Origin of the sequence: Mesorhizobium sp. AR02, from assembly GCF_024746835.1 — a bacterium.
GTDB lineage: Bacteria > Pseudomonadota > Alphaproteobacteria > Rhizobiales > Rhizobiaceae > Mesorhizobium.
Genome location: NZ_CP080531.1, coordinates 4,807,561 through 4,834,065, shown reverse-complemented (window position 1 = coordinate 4,834,065; position 26,505 = coordinate 4,807,561). Strand labels below are relative to the sequence as shown.

General features: G+C 57.9%; 22 protein-coding genes, 1 tRNA gene and 2 pseudogenes. 16 read left to right on the top strand and 9 right to left on the bottom strand.

The window, feature by feature from the left end:
• Position 1: 1 nt before the first annotated feature.
• Positions 2-1,216, bottom strand: coding sequence for a glycosyltransferase family protein (locus DBIPINDM_RS27555; protein WP_258582144.1), 1,215 nt, complete (start codon positions 1,214-1,216; stop codon positions 2-4).
• Between the two features lie 430 nt (positions 1,217-1,646).
• Between DBIPINDM_RS27555 and DBIPINDM_RS27550 the strand changes: the two genes are divergently transcribed.
• Positions 1,647-1,811: a hypothetical protein gene (locus DBIPINDM_RS27550; protein ID WP_258582143.1), complete on the top strand. Its 165-nt coding sequence runs from the start codon at positions 1,647-1,649 to the stop codon at positions 1,809-1,811.
• Here DBIPINDM_RS27550 and DBIPINDM_RS27545 read toward each other — a convergent pair.
• Positions 1,798-2,400, bottom strand: a complete 603-nt coding sequence (locus tag DBIPINDM_RS27545) for a histidine phosphatase family protein (protein WP_258582142.1) — start codon at positions 2,398-2,400, stop codon at positions 1,798-1,800. The genes DBIPINDM_RS27550 and DBIPINDM_RS27545 overlap by 14 nt on opposite strands.
• Before the next feature lie 630 nt (positions 2,401-3,030).
• Positions 3,031-3,288: pseudogene (locus DBIPINDM_RS27535) on the bottom strand (porin); the annotation flags it as partial.
• Positions 3,289-3,568: 280 nt separating this feature from the next.
• Between DBIPINDM_RS27535 and DBIPINDM_RS27530 the strand changes: the two are divergent.
• The 13 genes and pseudogenes from DBIPINDM_RS27530 (at position 3,569) to DBIPINDM_RS27470 (ending at position 21,226) form a co-directional block, all read left to right on the top strand.
• A complete protein-coding gene (locus tag DBIPINDM_RS27530; RefSeq protein ID WP_258582141.1) occupies positions 3,569-4,660 on the top strand; it encodes a cyclic nucleotide-gated potassium channel in 1,092 nt (363 codons plus the stop codon).
• Positions 4,661-5,124: 464 nt separating this feature from the next.
• Entirely contained in the window at positions 5,125-5,790 is a 666-nt protein-coding gene (locus tag DBIPINDM_RS27525) for a hypothetical protein (RefSeq protein ID WP_258582140.1), read from the top strand.
• A gap of 7 nt (positions 5,791-5,797) precedes the next feature.
• Entirely contained in the window at positions 5,798-8,863 is a 3,066-nt protein-coding gene (locus DBIPINDM_RS27520; protein WP_258582139.1) for an OmpA family protein, read from the top strand.
• An 11-nt stretch (positions 8,864-8,874) separates the two neighbouring features.
• On the top strand, positions 8,875-9,369 hold the full coding sequence (locus DBIPINDM_RS27515; RefSeq protein ID WP_258582138.1) for a Rab family GTPase: 495 nt from the start codon (positions 8,875-8,877) through the stop codon (positions 9,367-9,369).
• A gap of 3 nt (positions 9,370-9,372) precedes the next feature.
• On the top strand, positions 9,373-10,443 hold the full coding sequence (locus DBIPINDM_RS27510; RefSeq protein ID WP_258582137.1) for an adenylate/guanylate cyclase domain-containing protein: 1,071 nt from the start codon (positions 9,373-9,375) through the stop codon (positions 10,441-10,443).
• Between the two features lie 201 nt (positions 10,444-10,644).
• On the top strand, positions 10,645-11,043 hold the full coding sequence (locus DBIPINDM_RS27505) for a TOBE domain-containing protein (protein ID WP_258582136.1): 399 nt from the start codon (positions 10,645-10,647) through the stop codon (positions 11,041-11,043).
• A 92-nt stretch (positions 11,044-11,135) separates the two neighbouring features.
• Positions 11,136-11,225 (top strand): annotated as a pseudogene (locus DBIPINDM_RS43670) (patatin-like phospholipase family protein); the annotation flags it as partial.
• A complete protein-coding gene (locus DBIPINDM_RS27495; protein WP_258582135.1) occupies positions 11,203-11,685 on the top strand; it encodes a shikimate dehydrogenase family protein in 483 nt (160 codons plus the stop codon). The pseudogene DBIPINDM_RS43670 and the gene DBIPINDM_RS27495, both read left to right, overlap by 23 nt.
• Positions 11,686-12,386: 701 nt before the next feature.
• Positions 12,387-13,703: a hypothetical protein gene (locus tag DBIPINDM_RS27490; RefSeq protein WP_258582134.1), complete on the top strand. Its 1,317-nt coding sequence runs from the start codon at positions 12,387-12,389 to the stop codon at positions 13,701-13,703.
• Entirely contained in the window at positions 13,700-15,787 is a 2,088-nt protein-coding gene (locus DBIPINDM_RS27485) for a hypothetical protein (RefSeq protein ID WP_258582133.1), read from the top strand. The genes DBIPINDM_RS27490 and DBIPINDM_RS27485 overlap by 4 nt, the downstream gene beginning before the upstream one ends.
• A gap of 20 nt (positions 15,788-15,807) precedes the next feature.
• Entirely contained in the window at positions 15,808-18,138 is a 2,331-nt protein-coding gene (locus DBIPINDM_RS27480; protein ID WP_258582132.1) for a helicase-related protein, read from the top strand.
• A gap of 6 nt (positions 18,139-18,144) precedes the next feature.
• Entirely contained in the window at positions 18,145-20,382 is a 2,238-nt protein-coding gene (locus DBIPINDM_RS27475; RefSeq protein ID WP_258582131.1) for a hypothetical protein, read from the top strand.
• Entirely contained in the window at positions 20,363-21,226 is an 864-nt protein-coding gene (locus DBIPINDM_RS27470; protein ID WP_258582130.1) for a phospholipase D-like domain-containing protein, read from the top strand. Before DBIPINDM_RS27475 ends, DBIPINDM_RS27470 begins: the two co-directional genes overlap by 20 nt.
• A gap of 61 nt (positions 21,227-21,287) precedes the next feature.
• Here the strand turns inward: DBIPINDM_RS27470 and DBIPINDM_RS27465 are convergent, their stop codons facing one another.
• A complete protein-coding gene (locus DBIPINDM_RS27465) occupies positions 21,288-21,563 on the bottom strand; it encodes a hypothetical protein (RefSeq protein ID WP_258582129.1) in 276 nt (91 codons plus the stop codon).
• Positions 21,564-21,676: 113 nt separating this feature from the next.
• On the opposite strand from DBIPINDM_RS27465, the gene DBIPINDM_RS27460 reads away from it, so the two are divergent.
• Entirely contained in the window at positions 21,677-21,919 is a 243-nt protein-coding gene (locus tag DBIPINDM_RS27460) for a helix-turn-helix domain-containing protein (RefSeq protein WP_258582128.1), read from the top strand.
• Positions 21,920-22,027: 108 nt separating this feature from the next.
• Here DBIPINDM_RS27460 and DBIPINDM_RS27455 read toward each other — a convergent pair whose 3' ends face one another.
• The 3 genes from DBIPINDM_RS27455 to DBIPINDM_RS27445 form a co-directional block, all read right to left on the bottom strand.
• Positions 22,028-22,432 (bottom strand): hypothetical protein, encoded by a 405-nt coding sequence (locus tag DBIPINDM_RS27455; protein ID WP_258582127.1) that lies wholly within the window; start codon positions 22,430-22,432, stop codon positions 22,028-22,030.
• A 73-nt stretch (positions 22,433-22,505) separates the two neighbouring features.
• Complete coding sequence (locus DBIPINDM_RS27450) at positions 22,506-24,176, bottom strand: DUF6538 domain-containing protein (protein WP_258582126.1); 1,671 nt, start codon at positions 24,174-24,176, stop codon at positions 22,506-22,508.
• A gap of 101 nt (positions 24,177-24,277) precedes the next feature.
• Positions 24,278-24,353: transfer RNA gene (locus tag DBIPINDM_RS27445), tRNA-Ile, on the bottom strand.
• Between the two features lie 134 nt (positions 24,354-24,487).
• Between DBIPINDM_RS27445 and DBIPINDM_RS27440 the strand changes: the two genes are divergently transcribed.
• Positions 24,488-25,201 (top strand): SIMPL domain-containing protein, encoded by a 714-nt coding sequence (locus DBIPINDM_RS27440; RefSeq protein WP_258582125.1) that lies wholly within the window; start codon positions 24,488-24,490, stop codon positions 25,199-25,201.
• Between the two features lie 270 nt (positions 25,202-25,471).
• On the opposite strand, the gene DBIPINDM_RS27435 is transcribed toward DBIPINDM_RS27440, so the two are convergent.
• Together DBIPINDM_RS27435 and DBIPINDM_RS27430 are read right to left on the bottom strand one after the other, a co-directional pair.
• Entirely contained in the window at positions 25,472-25,852 is a 381-nt protein-coding gene (locus tag DBIPINDM_RS27435; protein ID WP_258582124.1) for a hypothetical protein, read from the bottom strand.
• A 205-nt stretch (positions 25,853-26,057) separates the two neighbouring features.
• Positions 26,058-26,504: a YcgN family cysteine cluster protein gene (locus DBIPINDM_RS27430; protein ID WP_258582123.1), complete on the bottom strand. Its 447-nt coding sequence runs from the start codon at positions 26,502-26,504 to the stop codon at positions 26,058-26,060.
• Position 26,505: the final 1 nt, after the last annotated feature.

Below are 26,505 nucleotides of genomic sequence, written 5' to 3'. Positions count from 1 at the left end.
CTCAGTTCATGCCTTCAATGACCGAAAGGTGATGACCGGCCCGCCGGTCGAGCAGTTCTGCAACGATTTCGGAAATATGAGGCAGCCCTTCCAGCGTTAGATGCGGATTGCTCTGCGATGGGCGAGGCCGGTCCGGCAGAACCTTCAGTGCATCGGCAAACCGCTGGGAATCCTCGGCTTCCTCCGGCAAAAGCATCTCGATGAGGCCTAGTTCAGCTGCGCGCCGCGCGCGGATCAGTTGTTCCTCGCGGGGCTTGACGCGCGGCACGATCAGCGCCGGCTTGTCGAAAGACAGTATCTCGCAATAGGTGTTATAACCGCCCATCGCCACCACCGCCTTGGCGCCGGCAATCAGGTCTTCCATGCGGTTGTCGAACTCGATGATCTTGATATAGGGGATCTTGGACCCCTTCCTGAGCAGCTTGTTGCGCTTGCGCGCCGGCATGTAAGGCCCAAGCACGATCAGCGCCCTATGCTGCAATTGCGGATCCTGCTGATAGGCATCGATGACGTCGTGGATCAGTTCGGCGCCGTCACCGCCACCACCGGTGGTAACGAGGATATAGTCGCCCTCGGGCCGGTGGCCGGGCAACTCGTTCTTCTGCAGGCTGCGTTGCAGGAAACCGACGAACTTCATCTTTGCCCTGACTGCCGGCGGCACATCCAGGCCGGTCAACGGATCGTAGAAATCCGGCGGGCCATAGGCCCAGACCTTGTCGTAGAACAGGCCTATCTTGCGCATCACATCCCTACGTGCCCACTCTGCTTCGAGCAGATGCGGCGCGTCCATCACCTCGCGCAGGCCAAGCACGAGCGTGGTGCCCCGCGTCTTGAGGTAGGACAGCGTGTCCTCGATCTCGCCGCGCAGGCCGAGTGGTTCCTTGTCGACGATGAAGATATCCGGCCTGAAGGTCTCGGCTGTGTGGCGGATGATTGACTGGCGCATCCTTAGCGTCTCATGCAGATCGATATCCTTTTCCAGCGAGGTGTATTCGCCGTTGCGCAGCTTGATGACGCTGGGGATCTTCACGAAGTCGACACGGGCGCGGTAGTCGAAGGCGCCAGCGATGGTCGCACCCGAGATGATAAGCACCTGAAGTCCGCGGAAATCCTCGACCAGCGAATGCGCGATCGTCCGGCAGCGCTGCAAGTGGCCGAGCCCGAACGTGTCGTGGCTGTACATGAGAATTCGAGCATTGTGTACGTGCTGGGTCATTTTGAACGTCTTTTAGAATTCTCGCCTTGAGGACCGTGGGTGACCCCGCAGGCTTCGAAACCGTCCTCGCAGGGTCTACCAACCTCTTTTGAAACATGAGGCCGCAATTTTCAATTTGTATTACCCAGGAGGGTCCAAGGATGACGCTCTCCTGATTGTGTCTTCAGGCTGATCGTCGTCCGCTATACGACTTTCGACAATGTCGTCCAAGCTCATTAATCACTTCGAGGTCAGGCTATTCGAGCCGCCGCGTGACAGCGTGGCTGAAAGTAGCGCCGGGAGTAGGGTAACGACCTGCGAAATTCGGCGAAAGGGCTATTTTAGCGTGGAAAGGCATAGGATTATCTGCGGCTTGTTGACTATCGACGCCACATCATCAATTGGACCTCGGTTGTCGGTAAGCTGTTGATTTTCAGAAGATAGGTTCTGATTGGCTGCTGGCGACAAAGGATCAGCGGGAAAATCTGACGGTATTTCCGGCGATACATCCAGGAGGGATCGAGTTCCGGCGGCCAAACGCTTCCTGTGCAAGGCGCTTGCCATCCTGACGATCGAGCTTCAGGGCAAATGCATTCGCAAATTCAAATCCATGTGAATTGGCGCCCGTCCAACTGAAGCACCGCGTCATGGGGGACGGCAAGCGCCATCGCCTCGTCCTGTGTCAGGCCGGCGAGCATGAAGGCCATTACCCTTATGTTCCCGGTATGCGACACGACGAGTACCGGCTGCCCCGGATCGAGATCGGCCAGGAAGCTTTCCATTAAACGCGCCAGATCGGCGTAGCTGTCACCATCATGGGAGTCGAAATTCCAGCGGTCCGCCTTGCGTCGGCGGCGCTCGGCGGGAAAACGCTCCTTTACCTCCAGCGTGGTCATCCCCTCCCAGCGGCCGAACGAGGCTTCCGCGAGACGAACGTCGATGTTGACCTGGCTTTCGGCAATCCCCACTTCCAAAGCCGCCATGGCAATCGTCTCCCGCGCCCGCTTGAGCGGCGACGTATAGGCCGCGATCCGGGCAGGTTTCACGCCGAGACGTTCGAAATGAGCCTTCAGCCTGCCGCCATTTTCCGTGGCCTGCCGCCGCCCGGGAACCGCCAAGGAATGGTCGCTGCGGCCCTGAAAGCGCCCCTCGGTATTCCACCGGGTTTCTCCGTGACGCATTGCGAAGAGTAGGCGTTTGACCATATTTGGCCTAATCGGCCCGAAGCTGTGATTTTGGCCAAGCTGAGGAACAATCAGAGAACATTATGGCTTGCCCTTTGCCTGCAACAGGAACATGGTGACGTTTTCGGCCGTAAATTTGAAGCCTCTGCGGTCAGGGATCCGGAAGGCCGGCGGCCCAAAGGCCCGTTCACCAAGCTCAGGGCTTCGGGCGGGGTTTGGGACTGGAAATGAACGGTCCAAGATCACCGGCATCCACCCCAAGCGGCCGCACTATCCTATCTCCGCCGACAGGTCCTGAACGACATTACTTCTCTGATCTTGCTATAACTGTATCGTATCTTGGAAGTCTGAGAAGAAAACATCGAAAAATGATCAGAGGGTTCACCCTCTTGAATCGCTTCGTTCGTCATCAATTGCCACACCGCCGGAGTGGATAGATCAGCCCTATCCGCTCGGAAGCGTCCTTTCAAGAGATTTGAATCACGCGATTGTGATCTCATCCGCCCATCAGCGGATCCCACGAAACCAACCACGGACCCTATTCAGCTACCGATACCCCCATCCTTCTGTTGGCCTTGACCCAGTCACAAAACAAAAACAGCCCGGGCGTTTGCGCGCCTGGGCTGGAATTCAGCTCTAAGGAACCAGCCCTTAGAACGAGCGCTGGAAGCGGAGGATACCGCCGACGCTGCTCTTCTTGTCGGCGCCGGTCCAGTTGGAGAAGTCGGCGTCGTCGTACTTGCCTGCATTGAGGTAATCGACTTCGGCCGTGACCGTGAAGCCCGGAACGACGTCAAAGGCGATGTTCGCAGCGACGCCGAGGTTCTTCCGCTCGTCATACGAGATCTGAATGTTGAACGAGGTCTTCTCGCTGAACTTGTAGGTGCCACCGCCCCACACTGCCCACGACAGCGCTCGACCGACCTGTTCGAAAGCAGGACGGCTTCGTGTGGATCGGGCTCGAGTGAAGCGACGTTCCGATATTTCAGTTTTCCGTCGCTATTGTCCGGATCGGGTCATTCTCGTCGGTTGTGGCCTGTCTGTTCACGTCCGGTCACGAAGCAATCCCGGACATCCGAGTTCACCGTTGGTGATTCACATCGCAGCGACAGTAAGCACCTTTACGCTTGCCTTGAAGGCATCCTATTTTGGAGGGTATAGCCGCTCGTGGGCGTAGCGTGGGCATAGAATGTCGGTAATGCCTTTCTTAAGAATTTACGCGCCGCTCAACGCGGTGCTGGCTGCGCCTGGGCTTCTGGCGATGGCAGCGCTCACGATACCGGACATGTCCGGACGAAGCAGACTGGCTCTGGCTGCCCTGCTCGCTGTCATCTGGGGCGCCTATCTCCTGCAACTGGGCGCGACGCTGCTCAAGCGCCGGACGGGAGACCTTCGGGACAGGACGCCCAAAATCGCCATCGATGTGCTCGCGGTCTTGGTTCCACTCGCCGCATTTCTGCTCGTCGGCACGCCCGACCGGGGCCTCTACTGTGCTGTCTGGCTGCTGAAACCGCTGCGCGACTCGACGTTCTTCCCGGTGCTGGGCAGGGTCCTGGCCAATGAAGCGCGCAATCTGATCGGCGTCACCACGCTTTTCGGCGTCGTTCTGTTCGCTGTCGCGCTCGCGGCCTATGTCATCGAGCGCGACATCCAACCGGAAAAGTTCGGCAGCATCCCCCAGGCAATGTGGTGGGCGGTGGTCACGCTTTCCACGACCGGTTATGGCGACACTATCCCGCAAAGCTTCGCCGGCCGCGTCCTTGCCGGGGCGGTCATGATGAGTGGCATCGGTATCTTCGGGCTCTGGGCCGGCATTCTTGCCACGGGCTTCTATCAAGAAGTCCGTCGCGGGGATTTCGTCCGCAATTGGCAATTGGTCGCCGCCGTGCCGTTGTTTCAGAAGCTCGGCCCGGCCGTGCTGGTCGAGATCGTGCGCGCGTTAAGAGCTCGCACGGTGCCGGCCGGCGCCGTGATCTGCCGCATTGGCGAGGCCGGTGATCAGATGTTCTTCGTCGTGGAGGGGCGCGTCAGCGTCGCGACGCCGAATCCGGTGGAGCTTGGCCCTGGCGCCTTCTTCGGCGAGATGGCGCTGATCAACGGCGAACCGCGGTCGGCGACCGTCAGCGCCGCAACGGTGGTCTCACTCCTGTCGCTGCACTCGGCGGATTTCCAGATGCTGTGCGGCAGCAGCCCGGAGATCGCGGAAATCATCCGCAAGACCGCGCTCGAGCGGCGCGGCGCGGCACAACGCAACAGTCCGTCTACCGACTTGGAGCCCTGAGGCCGCCCCAGCGGCGCTACGACCCCTTCTTGACGTCTGGAAGGCTCCTCACGCCATCCGCGAGTGCGCGCGCAAACACCCGCGGCGTTGTCGTGTAGTTGGTGAAGCGGTTCTTATCGAGCTTGATCGGATCGCCTTCCTTGAACGCGAAACTGCGCCCTGCCGCCGTCGTTGTTCGGTTGATCGCCTTGCGGGGATGCCGTGAGCGCAGAGATTGCGGGGCGTCACTGCCTCGACGGCCACGCTTACCGCCTTTGACCCCCGACCAGCCGCGGCTGCCGCTCTTGAAATGGCGTCGCTCCCAATTTCCATTGCTGCGTCGGCGACTCAGCGCGCGGCTGCCTCACGAATCGGCTCAAGTCAAGACGATACCGGCTTGCGAGCCGGGTATTTTGCTGACATGCTGACTTTCTTATATATGGGGTTTTGCACTGCGGCGGATGTTCAAACGGAAGGGCAAAAGCATGGCAAAGGAATCTTCGAATTCCGTTTCTTCAGAAAAGAAGGCGGACGGAAATCTGATAGGTAACGCAGAAGGAAACGGTCTGAACTTCATGGGGGTCCAGGCTCGCGAAAACGGGGGCTCCGGCGACGCTGTAGGTGTCGACAAGATACGTGATCTGCTGTTCGGCAACCAGATGCAGGACTATGACCGCCGCTTCTCCAAGCTCGAAGAACGGGTCTTACAGCGCTTCAAGGATGTCGAATCCGAGGCCAAGCGCAATCTCGACATGTACGAGTCAAATGCAAAGAAGCAGGTCGATTCGCTTGCGGGGCAATTGCGGAACGAAAAAGATTCACGAGCCGACGCCGACAAGGAGATTGATCGGAATCTGCGCGAGCAAAACCAGGCACTTGAAAAGCAGGTGCGCGCGTTGTCGGATCAATTGAGCGCGCTTGAGCGCGACGTTTCGGACCGGATAAATCGAAACGATCATTTACTGCGTGAGGAAATCAAGCAGAAGAATGAAGGCGTTCAGATGCTGATAGAGAAAATGTTTGCCGATCTCAGCAATGTCAAGACCGACCGAAATCTTTTGGCTGGCCTGTTTGTCGAGGTTGCAAAATGCCTGAATCAGGATCCTGTCGGCAGCAAGAGCAACTCGGACCGTAGTTGGAAAGCGAGTTGATGGGACCTTGACGTCGACCGTCGACCCAATCAGCCTTCCGCAAAGAACAGCCTCGAACGATACAGAGATTGATCGCGAGGCTCTGGCTCGTCTTTTGATCGAAGTTGCCCGGAATGTTGATCCGGACTACCGTGCGCGTTTCGACGGAGTTCCAAGCGCCGATCCTCGCATGGAAACGCTGCGCCAGTTGCTGGTCAGCCGCGAAATTTCAGAGCTTTCACGAGTTACGCATCTGCTGGACGAACCGGAGCAGCTCGCGGCAGCCGTGGGCGACGTTCTTCCCAGTGCGGCCGCACGAGCGCCTCATGCGCAACTCGGCGAAGCCCTTGCGCCAGCTGTCGAAAGGGCTGTGCAACGGTCGATCCAGAAGAGCCCGCGCACGCTGACGGATATATTATACCCGGTGTTTCTGCCGGCAATTCGCAAGTCGATCGGGGAAAAGATCGACCAGACCTTTCAGTCGCTGAATGAAACTTTACGACATATATTTACCTGGCACGGGCTCAAGTGGAGATTTGAATCTTGGAGAACCGGCGCTAGCTTTTCTGAAGTTGTTCTTAAGCATTCTCTTGTATATCGCGTAGAACATGTCTTTCTCATTAGCCGAACTTCTGGACTTTTGATATCGCATGTAGCTGCCGACAACGCAACGAGCGAGGATCCTCAGCTTATTTCTTCGATGCTTAGTGCAATTCAAGATTTTGTGAAAGACTCATTTAACGAAAAAGAACAGAGCAGTCTGGACACTATCCGTCTTGGTGACCTTCGTCTCTGGTCAGAAGTTGGACAGTTTGCGACCTTGGTTTCGGTGATCCGAGGAAATCCACCAGAGGAATTACATGAAATAGTTCGCGATGTATTGCTTCGCATCCATGAGGAATGCTCACAGGCTTTAGGGGAGTTTGACGGCGACAGTTCGCAGTTGGCCGGCGTAGAGGCACAATTGCAGACGTGCGTTGAGCTGAAGCAGGAGGAATCAAACCAGGGGTTTCCGTGGCTGGTAGTGGTTGCAGCCCTGCTGCTTTTGGTTCCGGCGGGCGGCTGGTTCCTTCTTTCCTGGCAATCCGGGCAGCGCTGGCAGGCCTATGTGTCGCAACTGGAGACCCAGCCGGGCATCATCGTTGCGGAACAAAAGGTAAGCTATGGCCAATTCTATATTGCCGGCCTGAGAGACCCGCTTGCCGCCGACCCGCAAGCTCTGCTGCACGGAACGGAGGTTGATCCTGCCCGCGTTCATTCGCAGTGGAAATTCTATCAGAGCCTTGAGCCGGAGTTCGTGTTGAAGCGGCTAACCGCGTCGCTGGTTCCGCCGGATACAGTGCGACTTTCGATCGTCAAGGATCGCATCGTCGCCGAAGGTGAGGCGAGTGCCGCTTGGATCAGCCGGGCCCAAGCCGCCGCCCAGCAGCTTTCGGCAGGCGGGCCGGTATTCGATATCTCCAGGGTCCGTGATGTAAGCCTCGAAGAACGCGAGGCAGATCGCTGGCAGGCCTATGTGTCTCGACTGGGGACCCAGCCGGGCATCATCGTTGCAGAACAGAAGATACGCGACGGCCAATTCTATATTGCCGGCCTGAGAGACCCGCTTGCCGCCGACCCGCAGTCGCTGCTGTCGGGAACGCAGGTCGATCCCGCCCGGGTTCATTCGCAGTGGCGGTTCTATCAGAGCCTTGAGCCGGAGTTCGTGTTGAAGCGGCTGACGGCGTCGCTGGCTCCGCCGGATACAGTACGACTTTCGATCGTCAATGATCGCATCGTTGCCGAAGGCGAGGCTCCTGCCACGTGGATCAACCGGGCGCAGGCCGCCGCCCAGCAGCTTTCGGCAGGCGGGCCGGTATTCGATATCTCCAGGGTCCGTGATGTAAGCTCCGAGGAACGCGAGGCGGATCGCTGGCAGGCCTATGTGTCGCGACTGGGGACCCAGCCGGGCATCATCGTTGCGGAGCAAAAGATACGCGACGGCCAATTCTATATTGCCGGCCTGAGAGACCCGCTTGGCGCCGACCCGCAGTCGCTGTTGTCTGGAACGCAGGTCGATCCCGCCCGCGTTCATTCGCAGTGGCAATTCTATCAAAGCCTTGAGCCGCAGTTCGTGTTGAAGCGGCTGACCGCGTCGCTATATCCGCCGGATACAGTGCGACTTTCGATCGTCAATGATCGCATCGTTGCCGAGGGTGAGGCTCCCGACACCTGGATAGATCAGGCGCGCGCGGCGGCCCGACAGCTTTCGGCAGGCGGGCCGGAATTCGACATCTCCAAGGTTCGCGATGTGAGCCCCGAAGCGCGCGCGGCGGAGCATTGGCAGTATTATGTGTCGCGACTTGAGGCCCAACCGGGAATCATCGTCGCCCAGCAAACGCAGAGGGGCGGACATTTCTACATTTCGGGCCTGAGAGACCCGCTAGCCGCCGACCCGCAAGCTCTGCTGCACGGAACGGAGGTTGATCCTGCCCGCGTTCATTCACAGTGGCAATTCTATCAGAGCCTTGATCCGAAGTTCGTGGTGAAGCGGCTGGAGGCTTCGCTGACCCCGCCGAAATCGGTTCTGCTTTCGATCATCCAGGGTCGCATCGTTGTCGTGGGTGAGGCTCCTGCCAACTGGATCAATCGGGCGCGGGCCGCTGCCGAACAACTTTCGGCGGACGGAGTGGTTCTGGATGTCTCGCAGCTGCATGAGCTGAACCTTGCAGAACTTAATGATTTGCGAGAGGCCATCCAGGCGACCGATATTTTCTTCTATTCCGGCAAAGTTGTACCGGGACCAGAGCAGACGCCGGTTCTCGACAGATTGGCGGATCAAATAAAGGAATTCGCCGAAAATGCCCGTAAGTCAGGCGTAACAGCGCGGTTCATGTTGACCGGCCATTCGGACGCCACGGGCCGTGAGACAGCCAACGCGTCTATCAGCTCCGCCCGCGCCGAGACAGTTCGTGCACTTCTCAACAAGCGCGGCGTCGCTCCGGAACTCCTGCAGGTCCGGGGCGCGGGCACCTTTGAGCCGCTGGTGCCTGAAAATAGTCAAACCGGGAGCTCCACCAATCGCCGGGTTTCGATTACGGTAAACCTGGACTAGTGGAGCTCGAGATGTTGCAAAAGAAGATCTGCATGTTGGGCGGGTTCGGTGTCGGAAAGACGAGTCTGGTTCGCAGGTTTGTGCAAAGCATCTTTTCAGAGACCTACTTGACCACGGTGGGAGTGAAAATCGACAAGAAGAGTGTCGCATTCCCGGACAAAACCGTGGATCTGATTTTGTGGGATTTGGCCGGCGAAGACGATATCGGCTCATTCCGCGTCAGCCATGTGCGAGGTGCGACCGGGCTCGTGCTTGTTGTCGATGGAACCCGCGCCGCTACTCTTGCCGCGGCGCTCACGCTGCGCGAGCGGGTCGAGGCCGAATTCGGCACTATGCCTTTTGTATTGCTGTTCAACAAATCCGATCTTGCCGATCGGTGGGCAATATCGGACGGTGATATCAACGAGCTGAGGCAACTTGGATGGCAAATCTATCTAACAAGTGCGCTTTCGGGTGAACATGTTGATGATGCGTTTCGTCAACTTGCTTCGATGGTTACCAAATAGACCATGCACAGATTGCCAAAAGAAGTCGGAAGCTGGATTTATAATTTTTTTTACAACGAGCACTCTATCGCATATCTGAAAATTAACGCCCAGCTTTGCGTAGCTGCGAAGGGCGGTAACGTTAAACATTACGGGCTCTCATCGCTTCGCATTGGTCAGCCTGTTGCCGATCAGCTTGAATTCATGGAAGGTTTGCTGCCTTCCCCGGAGCTTCCATATCATATGGCCATGGTCGAACTGCCCAGCGGGCGTGTCGCGGACCTTCATCTTTTTGCTGACAACGCCTGCGTGTGGCTGCTCTTTCTCGACGCCACTGCCGAACGCGACAATAAGCAGCGGCTTCAACAGAAGGCTTATGAAATGACGCTCCTGCAAGAGAGGGAGCGTCAACTCAACGAGAAATTACAATCGATGAACGAGGCGTTGAGGGAGAGCCAAGAGGGATTGCAGCGTGAATACCAGCGCGCCGAAACCCTGCTCCTCAACATTCTTCCGGCGTCGATCGCGGAGCGGTTAAAGTCAGACGAACAAATTGCCGACAACCACGCAGAGGTGAGTGTGCTTTTTGCCGACATCGTCGGTTTTACGGAAAGAGCGCGGAGCGTCGGAGCCGTGACGACGCTCGCTATTCTAAATTACTTCTTCAAGGCGGCGGATCGGCTGTCGGACCAATACGGCTGCGAAAAGATCAAGACAATCGGCGACTGTGTGATGGTGGTCGCTGGCCTGCCCGCCGCGCGATCCGATCATGCAGAAGCCCTCGCGCGCTATGCACTTGAACTGCGGGAGGCGGTTCAGCACGAACGCTTCGCAGGAGAACGGCTAAGGCTCAGAATTGGAATTCACTCAGGACCAATCGTCGCGGGCGTCATAGGCAAAAGGCGGTTTGCCTACGACCTGTGGGGCGAGACCGTTAATCTCGCCGCACGTATTCAAACGTCCGCGGAGCCCGATGAGATCCGTATTTCGGATGCAACCCGCAGACTGCTTGGGCCAAATTTTGCTTGTGACCCACTCGCGGAAACGGAACTGCGTGGTACAGGTAGAGTGCGAATGTGGCGCCTCCCGGCTTGATTTGCCGCTTGGCGGTGCCGACCCTGGAGCGCATCACCCGGTGCAGGCGTACCGCGTGATCGTCGATGGCCAGCGAGGGGAACGTGATCAGACGGTTGCGGTGATAATGATAGTTGGAGAATGCGATCAGCGATTCGCTTCGACTGCGGTAATTGCCATCTGAGACCTTTCGGGAGATAGCCGCGCTTCGTCGCGGAATTCTTGGGCTCTTCGAACGTCTTCGCCGGCAAGGTGTCTGAGATCACCATCAATGCCGTCGGGATCGCCACGTCGGCTGGACAGTTTGACGTCGCGCCGAACCCGGCCAAGGTGCTTGCGCAGGGCGACAAGGCGACCTTCGTTGTCTCGGGCGACCGGGTGCAGCTGAGCAATAGCCAGCCGAGCACCAGCAACACGATGCGAGCCTCCGTGGTTGGCGAGGAATTTGTTGGCGCCACCGCCGTCATCCATCTCGAAGGCGACAAAGGCCTGGAACTCAAGGCGCAGAAAAGCCACGACGAACTGGTGCAGCTGAACCTGACTCCCGGCGCCACAATCTGGGTCTCCTGGCGCGTTGAAGCGAGCCACATCCTGCCCGGGGGAATAGGAGGCTGGCATTGAGGTTCGGATTCCTGCTCGCCCGAAATTCTACACTTTCGCCAATGTCGCTGTTCGTCGACACCCTGCGACTTGCTGGCGATGATGGCGACCGCAGCGGATCGCTTCCGCCTGGCTTCCCCGCCGTCGAGATCGACGGCGAATTCTACTGGGACGGCGGCCTTGTCTCGAACACGCCGCTGCAACGGCGTGGTGGTTGAGGGCGTCGGATCGCTCGTCATCGGCGCCGGCGGCGTGGCACGCGGCCATCGCCTTCTCTTGGCTGATGCTGGATTGGGCGAGTTGATCCTTGCGAACCGAAGTGCCGATCGAGCGGTGGCTCTCGCCGCAGACATTCAGGCCTCCATTCTGTCCTGCAAAACGCAAGTCTGCGAGGCTGAAGCGCCAGACGTCGCAGCCGGAGTGGACCTGATTGTAAACGCGACCACGCTCGGAATGCAGGAAGGCGGGACTCTGCCCCTCAACATCGCGGCTCTCGAGCCAACCGCAACCGTCGCGGAAGTGATCGTCAATCCGGCAATCACGCCACTGCTCGCAGCAGCTGCCGGACGTGACTGTGCCATCGTTTCCGGTATTGAGATGCTCAAGCCGCAGCCACGCCTAGCCGCTGAGTTTTTCGGCCTTCGCTCGAACCAGGAGAAGTAACCGACGCTTGACAATAGTGCCCCAGCCGCTTCCCCAACGAGGACGAGAGCACCAGAGCAGATCCCATCATTCAATCCAGGCTGTCCGCTCGACTATCAATGCCAATGGTGGTTGCGCTGGCGGCCCAGGACCGATTTTACGGCGGTCGGAAATCTACGGGCAGTTCGTCCATGTCTATCCCGCAGCCGACGCCCTCGTGATCCAAATCAGCAACTGGAGCGAGTGGAAGACGATCAGAACCCGCCCAATTGCACGTCGTTGCCGCCGATTACCGCACGCAGCGCTGAAGGGTCTTTCGAAGCGAGGAGTGTTGAGCTACGTGTGACGGGTGCCATAAAAAAACGGAGAAAATTGACGAACAGGCCCAAAACCAGTTCACTCAAAAGGCAGAGACTTACCCGATAACGCTCAATTCAAACTCAAAGAACTAAGCGTAAGCCGCTGATTTGTAACAAGTTGGTGGGCCCGGAGGGAAACGAACCATCACTAATTTTATCCAGTAATTTCAACAACATAAATAGCTATGTTGGAGCCGATGTTGGAACCGCCTACCTTGTGTTTTGCATCCGGTTGCAAAAAAATGTTGAGGCTCGCTGGCTTCCGGAGCGGATGCCATTCTGGCTCCCTACACTGACACGCGCGATGCTTACCACCGCATAAAGCGCGAGCGTCATTCCTTTGATCCTCACCACAATAAGGCTATGGCGCTGATTGGTGAGGGACATGCGGGACCACGGCGCGACGCCATTCAATCGGATCTCGCCGAGGGATTGGCGCTGGCGGCAACGCTTCGCGTTGACACCCCGCTGATGCGCTATCTCAAGCGCGCCTTGACGGAGATTAGCCAGAGCAATGACGTGCTTGTCGTGCTGCGCCATCCCGAGGACGCGCAACTGGCCAACGACCTCCTGGTGGATTTTCTGACGGAGCCCGGCACGTTCAAGGCGGGCGTCCCTGAATTACGCGTGACGACGCCTGGTAATTATCCCGCTGAACTCGAGCGTCGACTGCCGACAACAGTGGTCTGGGCAGCCTCGGCGATCCTCGGCGCCCGCGCGTATGTTGGCGATAGCTACTGTCCAGCCGAATTCCGGCTTGTCGTTGCCGGGCATGACGCGCTGACCCTGAACCGTACGCTTAGCGCGGCACTTCAGGGTCCGGAATACGCAGCTTACAGCGACCGAACCGAGCTGCTTCTGAAGGCATTGCCTTGGGTCGCCAAGGATATGGGCCGGCTGTCAGCCGCCCTTGGCTTGGACGCGGATCGGTCCCGTGCGGCCCTGCCCTTCGTCGGCCAAGGCTACCTGCTTCTCGATGGCTACGGCAAAATTCCCGCAGGGCCAAGATCGCAGTTCTACGTCCTTGATCCGGTCACTCATCAACTGGCTCCTCGCGAGGCCCGCGCCATTGATATCGACGACGCCGTGTTCGTGATGTCGGACATCATCCGTGAAGAGATCGAAGCGGCATTGCGCGAAAAGAACGAGAAAGGCCGGACGCTCGAACAAGCGCTGGTCGATCAGTACAAAGCAACCGTGAAAAAGGGCATTGAAGACCTATCCAAGCAGTATGGGTCCAAAATGCTTGGACAGCGTATTCATGGGATGCTGTTTGCGCAAAACCCCGGCTTGCCTCCCATCAGCAAAGCGGCGGTTGAATACTGGTTGCAAGCGGCTGAACGGTCAGAGGTCGACACGCCACACGCGGCGATTGATCCCATCCATATTGAAGCGTTTTTACGCCTTATGGGCGCCGGGATTTTGGCTCGGCCGCTTGCTGATGCTCTCCGCATCGTACGCAGTGATCTTCGTCGCGACGGACATACCAATCGTGGACTCTTCGATAGGCTCCTTCTCGATGCCGATAGCTTGATGAGAGGCCCCAATACTTCATTCGAGAAATTACGGGCCGTGCGTCGTGAGGCTATCGCCAGTGTCTATCCGGTACTCTTCAAAGACCTCGAGCCTGCATCCACCACCAGTGCCAACGCCATTCGCCTTGAGGCGGTCGCCCGATGACGCAGCTTCTCTACCCAAACAGCAACGACATATCCCACACGACAAAAGAGGCGGTGGCCTCCGCAATCTTGCATACCGTCTACGATCGCTTGCGAGGCGCAGGCCCTACCGGCCGCATAATTTATCGCGACAAACCCTCAAAAGTCATCCACACGCAGCATTTGTTGCCACGTAGGCGTCCTTCGGAGACTGCCGCAACCTATGAAGAGAAAGATGACGTGACGTCTCCGGCCCACATTGGCACAGCGGGATTGACGTTTCAGATAGCAGACCGGAAGGACAAGGCCATAACAGTTGCCTTGCGCGCGTGTATCTATCTTCGCATGCTGCCGACGTCGCAGGACCTGACCTCATCGAACGTGGTTTTCAGGTTAGCCAAAAATGCCCGCTCTATCATTCTCAGGCATCGGCGTGAAGCGCTCCGCCGGGCAGAGGAAGATAACAAAGCCATACTAGGCGCTGATGGTCGCAACAGCCCTGTATGGCTGGACATCAAAAATCGCGTGACGAAGGACGCGGAAAATGCCGCGCTACTCGAACTTGGAATTGCGCCTGCGGTCCTAGATTCACCGGGACGCGAAGACGTGCTCGTTTCTATCCTCTCGGAAGAGGATGAGGCACCCGGCACAGACGATCCTGCTGTCAACGACGATCCTGAGTCGGGTGGGGCGAACTCATCCGATGAGCATTCCGATACCGCGCCTGATGCTGCAATCGACGCGATCAATGCCGAAGCGCGAGGCCCGGCTACGGCAGATAGCGACACACTGAAAGCCTTTGAGTTCAAGGTTGGACCCGGGGCAACCGATGCACCTCCAGATGTGCTAATTGAGCGAGAGCACATTCCACAAAAGTGGCTGCGTCTTCCGCTCGAGCTCGGTTCCTTCCGTATCGACCTCTCATTAAGTCGCGAAGCCGTCGAGCGATCCATTGCGGAATTCAACGCCCAGATGCAGCGGCGCGTGGAGAGCGCAATTGATGCGTGGGAGGCTGACGACAACGCCGAGACCGGCGGGCTGCTTTGGGGGTTTCCTGCTGGCAGAGCTATGCACAGCCGAACCATCGTCCCGGCAGAGGTTGTCGCGTGGGACCAAACATTGGCCATGCTGCGGACCAATCGTCGAATTGCTAGGCCGCATATTCTACCCGTACTGGAATATGAAAATCTGGAAGATCCCCTTCATCCGGATGAACGGACGGTCCGGATCATTCTGGCGAACGAATCTGATCTCATTGATGCAAAGCAGGCAGCGGCGCGCGAGTCTGATGCGACGCTGTTCCAGGTCGAAATATCGGCCGAATTCGATCCCGATTTGCACCGTCCCATCCGTCTTGAGCGGATTGCAGCGTCATACCGTTACAACCAGTTTCTCTCCTATGATGCCCTTGGGATCAACTGCGGCGTTCGTCGGCGGGGACTGGTGAATGCGCGTATCCTCGAGACCACATCGCTGCCGGTCTACTGCCAGCCCCTTGTTCGGCAATTTGACATCACGCCGGGGCCCGACTTTACCGCTCTCGGTTCAGACGACGGTGGCCTTGATGTCCTCAGGAGCCTGCTGAAAGCCTTTGACGATTGGCTCGCTTCTGTCGTGGCATCGCGACCTTACGCACAGTCCCTCGATCCCGTCGCCGATGCCCAAGACTATGCCCGTGAGAAGCAGCAGTTCGAAGAAGTCGATTTGCGCGGATGGCGAGCGGAACGCGAAGCCATCGCGCGTGGACTGGCTATCCTTGAGAAAGCCTTTCAGGCGCAATCGAGCGGAAAAGCCTACGATGATCCCGAGGTAATGCCACTCACTGCGTGGCGTTTCACAAACCAGACCTTCGGCGAGTTCTGGGGAAGAAAAAGCAAGAGTGTCACGGGATGGCGCCTGTTCCAGGTGGCATTCATCCTTTCCCAAATTGCTGCCGTGGTTTCGCGCGTCGATACATGGAAGGGTTCGCCAGCCCAAACGTCCGCCGACGACCGCGAGGCGACGCTCCTCTATTTCTCGACTGGCGGCGGAAAATCGGAAAGCTTCTTTGGGTTGTTGGTTTTTGCCTCGCGTTTGACAGGCTGCGGGGGAAGGAGCGCGGGATAAGTGCGCTTGTTCGATATCCCTTGCGCCTTCTTACGAGCCAACAAGCGCAGCGCCTCGCGCAGGTATTGGCGGCTGCGTATCAGGTCAGATGGACCTGGAAAAAGAAGGGCTTGAATTTCAAGGGCAATGGCTTCGAGATCGGCTTTTGGGTCGGAGGTGGCAACACGCCCAATAACCGAAATGCCCGTGGCGTCTCGGAAATACCGTCACTGAGCAAAGACTGGGACGAAATGGCGGTCCGCCACGGGGACTATGCCGTCTATTTAAAGAAATGGCGTCGGCTGGCAACCTGCCCATATTGCACCGGAAGTTTCGTCGGCGTGGAGGGTAAGCGTTTCTCGACGATTGGCCTTCGACGTTTTCACGAAGGGCCCGCGCAAGAAGAGCGCCTAGCACATTGTTGCTTCAACAAGGAGTGCGAGTGGAACCTCCGAAACCCCAATGACGGCAAGCCGTCACCTCTGCCAATCCACATTATGGATTCGGATATTTACGCGCATGCACCTGCCATTCTCCTGGGGACGGTCGATAAGCTTGCATTGATCGGACAGAGTGCTCGTACCCTTGTTCGGGTTCTTGGCATGTTTGGCTATCCTGCGTGGCACCATGTTGAGTCAGGCCGGTTCGTTTCTCCCTACACTCGCGAACAATTTCGAAAAGGGCCTGAGCTCCATGGCTGTGAGGCGGTCTTTCCGTTCTATTCGAACGGCAAGAAGCTCCTCTTTGATCCCTACCCGCTTTTAGAAATCCAAGACGAGGCCCACTTACTGGACGAGTCCCTGGGCACATTCTCGGGTCTGTTTGAAACGACGTTCCATCACGCACTTCGAATGTTGGCGCCACTCCTTGGCGACCAAGTGGTCACCGAACATGGTACGGCCCGCCCACCGAGGATCATCGCAGCCTCGGCTACTGTCTCGGAACCGGCTCGCCAAATCGATCAAATCTATCAGCGGCAGGTTCGCCTGTTCCCCCAGCCGGGACCGGATTTGTACGAGAGCTTTTATGCAAGGTTGCAGCGCCCGCAAAGTGGTGATTCAGCACGTGATGGCAGCGCTAATGTAGAGCACCGAACACCGACACGACGGCGCTACGTATCGCTAATGACGAATGGGCGGACACACACGGCCGCAACCGTTGCGGTCCTGTCAGCATTTCATCTGACAATCACTCAGCTTCTAAAGACATTCATCGACGGTGATGAGCACGCACGTTGGGCCGTGCGTAGCGCACTGGCAGATGCCCTTCCTTCAGACATTTTTTGGCAAGGCCATCGCGACTGTCTGCTCGACAAGAACATTGATCACGCTCACATCGCATATGTGGTCGACCTTAACCGCATCGCTCTGCTTTATGTCACCAACAAGAAAGGCGGCGACAACGTCAAGGCTGCGCTCCAGGACGTAATTCGACGGGACCACCGGCTCTCCGGCATCGATGATATCCCAGGTGTTCGCACGGCTTTGATTACCGGTGCAATCGATGCGGGTTTGATCGGCTCAATCGTTACAGAGGCAGCGTACAAGCCCCCTGTTGGAACGCCTTTCAGTGTCGGTGCCTTGCAGAACGCTCTCCGTGGCGTAATTGCGACGTCAGCGATCTCGCACGGTGTCGACGTCGACGAATTCAACATGATGTTTTTTGCCGGACAGCCGCCAGACATCGCTGAGTATATTCAGGCGTCGTCGCGTGTCGGACGCGCACATGTCGGCACGAGCATTCTGATACCGACGCCGCAGCAACGTCGCGACCGGTACATCGTTGAGATACACGACATATTCCACCGCTTTCTCGAGCGCATGATCGACGCAGCCCCGGTCGAGCGTTGGGCCGAGAACGCGATCATGCGAACACTTGCATCGTTCCTACAGCTCAAGCTGTGCGGCGTAGACTATATCCGGAACATGAACCATGCGGGGTCGGCGGCGGATAAGGCAGCGCTCGCTGAGCCCGACAACGTGGGAGAAATCGGCGAACGATCGAGGACGGATCATATCAACCTTCTGAACGAGCTCCGCGATTTTGTGGTTGATGGCATCGGCCTCTATCACGCGACATCTCCCGTTAATAAGGACTTCTACAAGCAGCGTATCCACGATCTCTTTGATCGGGCCACGACGGCAATGGAACAGTCCAACTGGAAGACCGAGACGCTCGATATGTTCTTCAGGCAGCCCGGGGCGCCGTTATCACGACCAATGACGAGCCTGCGAGATGTCAGCGAGGCTGGCTTGATTGAAGGCGGCTTTGGAACGGGTTCAGACCGCATCCGTCTAAGCGATCTTGGCCGTGTGATGTCCGCGCTCATGCGGGGAAACAACAGTTGGACGGCCGGAGAAGCCGGGGAGTAGGCGTTTATGGCAAGACAACCTAGCCAGCCGAACGACGAGGTGGACGCCAAAGGCCCGTCCATGACTCGTTCGCAAGCTCAGATTGCCATGAGCTACGCACCAGGGCAGCACTTCACCTTCGAAGGCGCTGCGGGCGCGTGCCAGGCAATGCCGTCGCCCAATGCCACGCCGGCCCGGCTTGATCCGACGACGCGGGTTCAGATTGAAATGCGTATCGATGAAGCGGCGCGCGCATGGTTCGATAAGGCCATCGCGTGCCGCCAAAACGAAACCAACATCCCACCTCCTTTTGCCGATTTCTGCATTGATGTGTCGTTGCTGGATACATCTCGAACACAATACGGCTTCCGGCCGGAGGTGTTTGCCTATTTCCGTCCGGACCGGATGGGATATCTGCCGCGCCCAACGACATTGATATGCAGTGAGTGCGGGTTGATTGAAGCGACGGATAATCCCAATCAGATGGGAAAGCGCCTCTCGGACCTCAGTCAGGCTTGCGCACACCCCAAGCGGCCGAACGATCCGACGCGCTGCTCATGGGGTCAGCTCGATGTGATTTTTGCTCACTGGTCGGGATCGTGGAAGGCCGCCAGCCCGAACATGACGGTCTATGATCAGGCCTCGCGGCGGCCAATCAAAAGATATGCGCTTTGCGGAAAATGCGGAACTCGCCAGTTCGTGCTCAACAAGGACCAGGTCGCCCTTTCGAATTGGTCCTTCTCCTGCGCGAATTGTGGAACGAAGCACCCTGACCCCTGGATTGAGAAATGCGACGAGACGCTTAGCCGGATCGCAGCCACGATTGGACCGGGTGGAAATATCGTGGGCGAAGCGTCGATGGAGAAAATCAACTACGCCGCATCATCGGCCTATTTCGTCAAATCCGACACCTTCATTACCTTTCCGGAGAATTCTGGGATCGAAGCTCTGGAACCCGGACAAGCTCACCTTCTTGCCGGCGTAATCGAACAAATTGTTGGGCTGGAGGGACCGCCGCTCAGCGATGCGGAGGTCGTAGCGCAACTGTTGTCCAAGGACCGGGCGGTCGAGGCAAGAGAGTTTGATGAAATATTGCAGGGGCTGCAACTCGCCACCGACAATCAAAACACGGTCGTCGCCAATTTAATGACCAAAATGAAAGCCGAGCGGCTTTCCAATTGGCAAAAAGCTGGTTGGCTTAAGCGCAATAGCGCTTTGCCGGCGCACATCCTGGCAAAGCTTCAGGAGAGGCACGAATGGACGGGCAAATATGATCCCTTCAGACTCCTCGTCGAGCACGAGGCGCTCTCCAGAACCAAACTGCGCGGCAGGATCATCGGGGGCCGTGCAAGCTATGTCGACTTCACCAACCCCGACGAATGGCTTGCGACACCCAATTCACCGCAACGTACGACGATGATATCGACAGCCGAGGAGGCCAAGAGATTTCTGGGCGTTGAACGCGCCGGGCTAATAAGCAAGTTCGATCTCTGCAAGTTTAGCTATGGATTCTCACGTGTCGGAAACGGTCCCAAAATCCATAAGCACGGCAGAATGATGCCGGTGCGCCTGAACCTGTTTCCGAGAGTTCGGGTAGCACAGGAAGCGCGGCATCCGGTTTACGTTTTGGAGCAATCGAACGAAGCTTTCTATTTTAAGCTGGACGAAGCTTTGGTTCGAGCATGGCTTTCCCAAGCCTCGTTGGGGTGTGTTGATATTGGGCTTCTTACGGAGCACCCGGATAACTTTGCCGCTGCCATGCTGGGCTCAGCTCAGGTAATGAGTGGCTATCTAGAGGAGCATGACCGCCAGTCGGATGCCACGATTTACACAATGACTTACGCACTGCTGCATTCCTATTCTCACTACATCATGCAGGGCATCCAGCAGTTTTCAGGTCTCGATCTGGGGTCGATTGGTGAGTATCTGTTCCCGTGCGATCTGGGTTTCGTGGTCTACCGTAACGGAATGACGCTCGACCTTGGCGACTTGTCAGCGTTGTGGCGCAATCACCACGAGGCGTTTCTATCCTACCTCAGGAATTATCCGACATCCTTGGGATGCAACCTCGGAAATCTTTGTATGACGAAGGGCGGCGCTTGCCCGGATTGCATTATGATCCCCGAAGTTATCTGCCTCACAGCCAATAAATATCTGAGCCGTTCGACACTGATCGGACGCGGCAGGCCGGATTTCATCGTCGGGGAAGAGCAGATCAGAGGCTACCTTCAGCTCGCGTTAGACCATGCCAGATCAAGACAATGAAGCTGATATCAATGCGCTTCTTTACGGTCTTGCGCCGTTGGCCCGCCAAGCCTCGCGGATTCTGGCATATCTGGCTGAGGTCCCTGATGGACTAGGCGGTTCCGATGTCGCGCTTTCGTCACGCGTCGGCGAAGTCTCCGCTGAACATGTGGCTATCGCACGTCGTTCTCTTTTGGAGGGGGGCCTTGCTACGCAGGTACACTTTTCCACGAAGCTCACCGCAGCTCCACAGACTTTGCGAAATCTGGCCGCTAATCTGAAGGGTATCGCGGCGTATTTGCGCACTCACCAGGATCGCAACGTTGTCGAACTGGTTCTTACCGAGCCCGGTGAAAAGAGCCACCTTCGCAAAGCCATTGATAATTTACACGCACTGTCGCCGGTCATGTTCCAGACAAGCGACGCCTTCTTCCGCCTTGCGCGTGCAGCGAAGCGTGATTTCGTCGTCCTTGCCCCCTTCATCGACAACCAGGGCGCCGACCTCCTAGTGGAGCTATTCTCGATCTGCGGGCCTGGCGTTCGCCGTCATTTGGTGTGCCGCCCCCTCAGCGAACCACAGTGTGGCGCGGCCTTTCTCCGGCGCGCAGACGACTTCAGACGGATAGGCGTCTTGGTTTACGAGTACGCACTGCCGTCAACACTGCCGTCCGGGCGGGAGACATTTCACGCGAAGGTCGTTCTCGCCGACGAGGAGCTATTTTATATCGGCTCGAGCAACTTCATGGCATCGGCACTGGACCGGTCGTTTGAATGCGGTGTTATCGTGAAGGGCGGAGCAGCGAAGGAACTCTCGTCCATTCTGAAGGCTGTTCGCTCAATTGCGAGGCCGGTAGGCGGCTACTGAGTTCTTCTGTGGCGTCCTACCCTCATAAGTTCATGGCTAGGTTCGGTCCAGTTGACGGATTTTACCTAATTGATGGCTCCGTGCGAACAGGACTGGTGATTTTCTTGCGTTGCTGACGTAGATCGTCGGCCAGCACCCGCAGATGCTTCTCGATCAGACAGAGCGCAGCCAGACCGCCGCATAGTATCGCGGCTACCACAAAGCCGATGATAAGGCCTAGCTCGACGCCTCCGCCCTGCCCGAGGAAGGCATTCCCGAGGATGCCGAAAATAAGAATGATGGCGACCGCCAAGATGGCATTGATGGCAGACAGTGTGCTGACGAGTGCTCGGTTCATTTCTCCCCCTACAATTGCTTGCCGCGACAGCGGTAGCGCCGCTCAGAAATATCTAATTTTTGGATAATCCAGATATCGGATTACCGGCGAGTTGATCACTGGTCAATTGTTCAATGCCGAAGTCGGTTCACTCCGAACGCCACAGAATGATTGCAGCGGCGCTGGCAAGTCAGCGGCGGACAAAAGGGCTATCGCAGGCCGAGGTCGCCAAAGTTCTTGGCAGGCATCAGCCGTTCGTTGCAAATATCGAAAGTGGCGAGCGCCGAGTTGATCTCGTTGAACTCATGGCCATCGCCAAAATCATTGATTTGGATGTGGTTGCGCTGGTGCGCGATCTCCAAGACAGCCCGGATTGATGCTGCCAGCGGCACGACATAAATTTCCTCGACCCTTGTGACTTTTAGCAGGCACAAACTATTTGCCTACCGACCCCACGGCTGGCGACAGGGTCGTGGCGGGCTGTGCTAGGCACGCTGGACGGCGGCAATATTGTTCGGAGGAAAGGGGACCCTCCTGAAAACGTCGACGATGTGAGCCCCGTACTGGGCGCGTAGCGTTGCGGCTAAGTCAATTTGCTTCAGGGCGAGGGTACAAAACCACTCGTCACCTGTCACAGCGCACCTTTCCACGATCCGGCTCCAAGGACCGGGTTCACGGAACCGGCGATGCAAGGCCATGTGGATTGGCCGGCTGACCGGATAGGGCGACCATGGGGAGTAATAGTCCTCGCAGTGCATCTGCAGGTTTTCCGAGGAACCCGTGATCGAGCATCGCTCGGGCTTTGCCAGCCAGCCGTTATCGATGCCGAAGTGGATGAGTTGCCAGCCGCGAACTCGCTCTTCGTGAGTGAAGCCGTTGTAGACAGCCATGCAAGGCCACTTCCAATCTGGTAGGCCGGTTGGTTCAAAGAGGCTCACAGAGTTTGCACCCGGTTGCAAAGTTTCAAGATACTTCCGGCTGATCCGGTCTCGCCACGTGAAAGTGGCTGAGATCAAGGTCTGGATACGTCACCTTGTCCATCCATTGGCTGAGAACCGCAGGCCGCGAGCCCTGCCCGTAGCGCTCTTCGATGCCGCCGCTTCGTGCCCAGCCACCGAGTGCTCGCGTCACGTCAATTGGACTACCCGCGTTGCGTAGTCCGTCGCAGAAATTGTGCCGGAGGGAGTGATAGGAAACGCCCGCCCGCACCCCTACTTTCTGTTTCAGCATATAGCTGAACCGCTTCTGAAACATATCGACGCAATGCTGTTGATCGTCTCCCGGCAGATCGATGAACAGCCTTCCGCCGGTACGCTTTCGATCTTCAACCAACTTCATGAACCCGAGCCGCTTTAGCTCGGCATGAATAGGAACGACACGAGCCGCACCACGGGTTTTCAGGCTTCGGTCATCCGTCCGGCGCAGGACGATAGCTTCAATGCCATCAACCGTTTGGAAGTCGTCAGTGTGAAGCCACAAGACTTCGCCAAGGCGCATCCCAGAAAACAGTCCGACCAACGGTGCCCAGAACCTCCCACCACGTCGATTGCCGGCCCAGCCGGGCAACTCCGCCAGTAAGCCTTTCAGTTCATTGTTGTTGAAGGTCAGCCGGGACGATCCCTCTTTCGGCTGTCCGGACATCAACCGGGAGGCCGGATTATGTTCGATGATGCCTTTCTGAACGGCGTAGTTGAAAAACGCCGACAGATGATGAGCGTAGACCTGCACCGTGCCTTGCGAGAGGAGCGTGGTACCACTCGATTTCGCCAGTTCGGCCAGTTCCCTAAGCCCCTTCCCCCGAAATTCAGTCAGCTTGTTATAGTTGCGAGGCAGCGAGGCTAAGAGTTCATGGCAGGCTGCACAATCCGTGCGAGCAATCTCGCCAATCGACTTGTCTTCGCCAACGACCTCACGAAGGACAGCAAACGGCAGAATGTATTTCTTGCCCGCGCTTTCGGTAAGGTGACCCCGCGTCGGGTCCTTCTCAAATCGGGTGATGACTTGGCCGAGTGACAGCCCGGATGGCAGGGACAATTTCGGTGGGGGATTGTGCGCGAATGTGTTGGAGAATAGCGCGTCCGTCGCCGTGGCTCCTATGGTCCCGTTGATGCGGCTTAGCTCCCGTTCCAGGTGCTCTTGCTCCGCACGGCGGATGAGGGACGCGAACTCGAACCATAGGCGGTCACCACGATCAAGCTCTAAGCCAAGCTCTTTGATCACCTTTGCGGTTACCGGCTGGACAGCGCTTGCCCAGACCTCTTCGTGCGGCGAACCGATGTTCGCCAAATCCGCTTGGATGATTTCCTTCGCGGCTTCCGGGCTGGTGTGTCCCCAATCCGTTGTCCGGCGCTCAAGATTGTAGAGGTGCAGCCGGGCGGCATCGAAAAGCTGTTCGCGCGTGACGCCACGGCTTGCCGCCGCGCTTGGCGCTTTGCCTAGACGCGCATCCGCGAAAATCTTGTCCGTTTCCGCTGCCATCCTCCTCGCCCTGTCGGAAGCGACACGAAAGTCCGTGGTGTTCAGGCTGCGGGTTATCTGTTGCTTGCCGCCCAAGAGCGAACGGACCTCTTCGGGTATTCTGCGCACGTAAAAATAGGCGCTCTTCTTTCGTATCAGACCAGCGACTTTTGCCACCCAAAACCACCCAAATGTTGGAGCCGATGTTGGAACCATACAGGGCAGAAAGCGCTTTGGAAACAGCAGTTTGTAGGATTTTCAAGGGGTCTAGACGACGATGGTGGGCCCGGAGGGACTCGAACCCCCAACCAAGCGGTTATGAGCCGCCGGCTCTAACCATTGAGCTACAGGCCCCACGCGGGCTGGATTAATGTTTTTCGCATCGCGGCACAAGGCTTTCCCGACAGGCTTTCGCGGATCGCCCAAATCAACCCATAATCGCGCTCTACGCGACCTTTGCGACTGGATCGCAGACCAAGGAGATTTTCATGACCAGATACCTTTTGCCTCTCGCGCTCGCCGCTGCAATCGCTTTTCCGGCGATGGCTGGAGCCGCCGATTCGCCGACGCCCGCCCGCATCATTGTTTCGGGTGAAGGCGAAGCGACCACCCCTCCCGACCTGGCATTGCTGTCGCTGAGCGTGATGCGCGAAGCCAAGACGGCGCGTGCGGCACTCGACGCCAACAACGACGCCATGGCCGCCGTGATCGCGGCGATGAAGGCGGCCGGCATCAAGGATCGCGACCTGCAGACCGCGGGCATCCAGATCAACCCGCGTTACAACTACACCAACAAGCCTGATGGCAGCCAGGAGGCCGAGCTTGTCGCCTACCAGGTGACCAACACGCTTGCGGTGCGCGTGCGCGACATCGACAAGACCGGCGAGATCCTCGACAAGGCCGTGTCGCTCGGTGTCAACCAGGGTGGCGGCATCTCCTTCACCAATGACAACCCAGCGGCAACCATCGACGCGGCGCGCAAGAAAGCGGTGGCCAATGCGATCGCCAAGGCCAAGACGCTTGCTGAAGCTGCCGGCGTCAGCATCGGCCGGGTGCTGGAGATCTCCGACCAGAACATCGCCCCGCCGCCGATGGCGATCAACGCCAAGGCCTTCGACGCCGCCGCGGGTGCGGCCGTGCCGACGCAAGCCGGCGAGAACGCCTACAACGTCCAGGTCACCGTTACGTTTGAGCTGAAGTAAGCAAGCTCGGATGACGCGTGGTCGAGCATCGCTCGGCCACGCCAACGGCAAATGCCGCGCATGAAAAACCCCGCGGGATCGCTCCCGCGGGGTTTTTTCGAGCCGCACCCATCCGATGGGACAGGGGCTCCGCTAGTCCCGGCTGATCCTCGCAGAGGATCATGCCGCTGCCGACCTTCGAAGGAGGTCGTGTCTCCAGACTGACCCTCCTAGGGGTCATGTCTCCAGGTTCATCTTCGTTGAAGATGATGCCGCTACTGATCTTCAGCCTCAGCGATAGATGACCGGGCAACCGCGCTCGTTGGCGAACACGATAACGACGCGGTCGCCGTCCTGGCGGCCCATGACCTTCACCGTGCGGCGGCTAACGTCGACAATGCGGGCGCGATACAGCCCCATGCGCTCGGCCTTGTCGAGGGCGCGGTCCGGCGAGCAGCCGCGGCGCCAACCATCACCACGCCCGTCTCGCCAGTCGTCGCGGCGTTCGTCGCGGCGGTGGCGATAGCCGTCATCACCAGCATAGACGCCGAAGCGCGGATCCTGGTTGTTGCCGAAGCCGAGATAGAGGCTGTCGGCATGGGCAGGAATGGCCGCCAGCGTGCCGAGGCCGACCAGGGCCGAGAGGGTCGCCGTCTTGATCGTGTTGTACATGGTTCTCTCTCCTTGTTGCGGGCTTGCGCCCGTCCTCGTGAAACCGATGATGGGAGAATGCATCAGCCTGTCTGAACTATTTACGAACTCGCCGTTCATCTGCGGTTCATGTGGCGGGAAAAGGAAATCTTCGCCAGGTTTCGAGCAATGCGTCCCCAAAAATCTTGCCCCGGTTCCTTGTTCCGGAACTGTGCGGGCACGAGCCTTACGGCTCGTCGTCCAGCATATAGTCAAAATAGTCCTCAGGCTCGGCCAGCTCGGTCTCGCTCGCCTTGACCCGGCCGCGCATCGAGATGCCGGCCTCATGCACGGTCTCGGCGCTGCCCGACACCAGCCGATGCCACCAATAGAGGTCGCGGCCCTCGGCCACCAGCCGGTAGGCGCAGGTGCTGGGCAGCCAGCTGATGGTACGCACATTCTGCGGCGTCAGCCCGACGCAATCGGGGACGCGCGCCAGCCGGTTGGCGTAGTCGGAGCAGCGGCAGGTTTGTGCGTCGAACAACCGGCAGCCGACGCTGGTCCAGTAGATCTCGCCGGTATCCTCGTCCTCGAGCTTCGACAGACAGCATTTGCCGCAGCCGTCGCAAAGCGATTCCCATTCGGCCGGGCTCATTGCTTCCAGCGTCTTTGTTTTCCAGAATGGCGTTTCCATC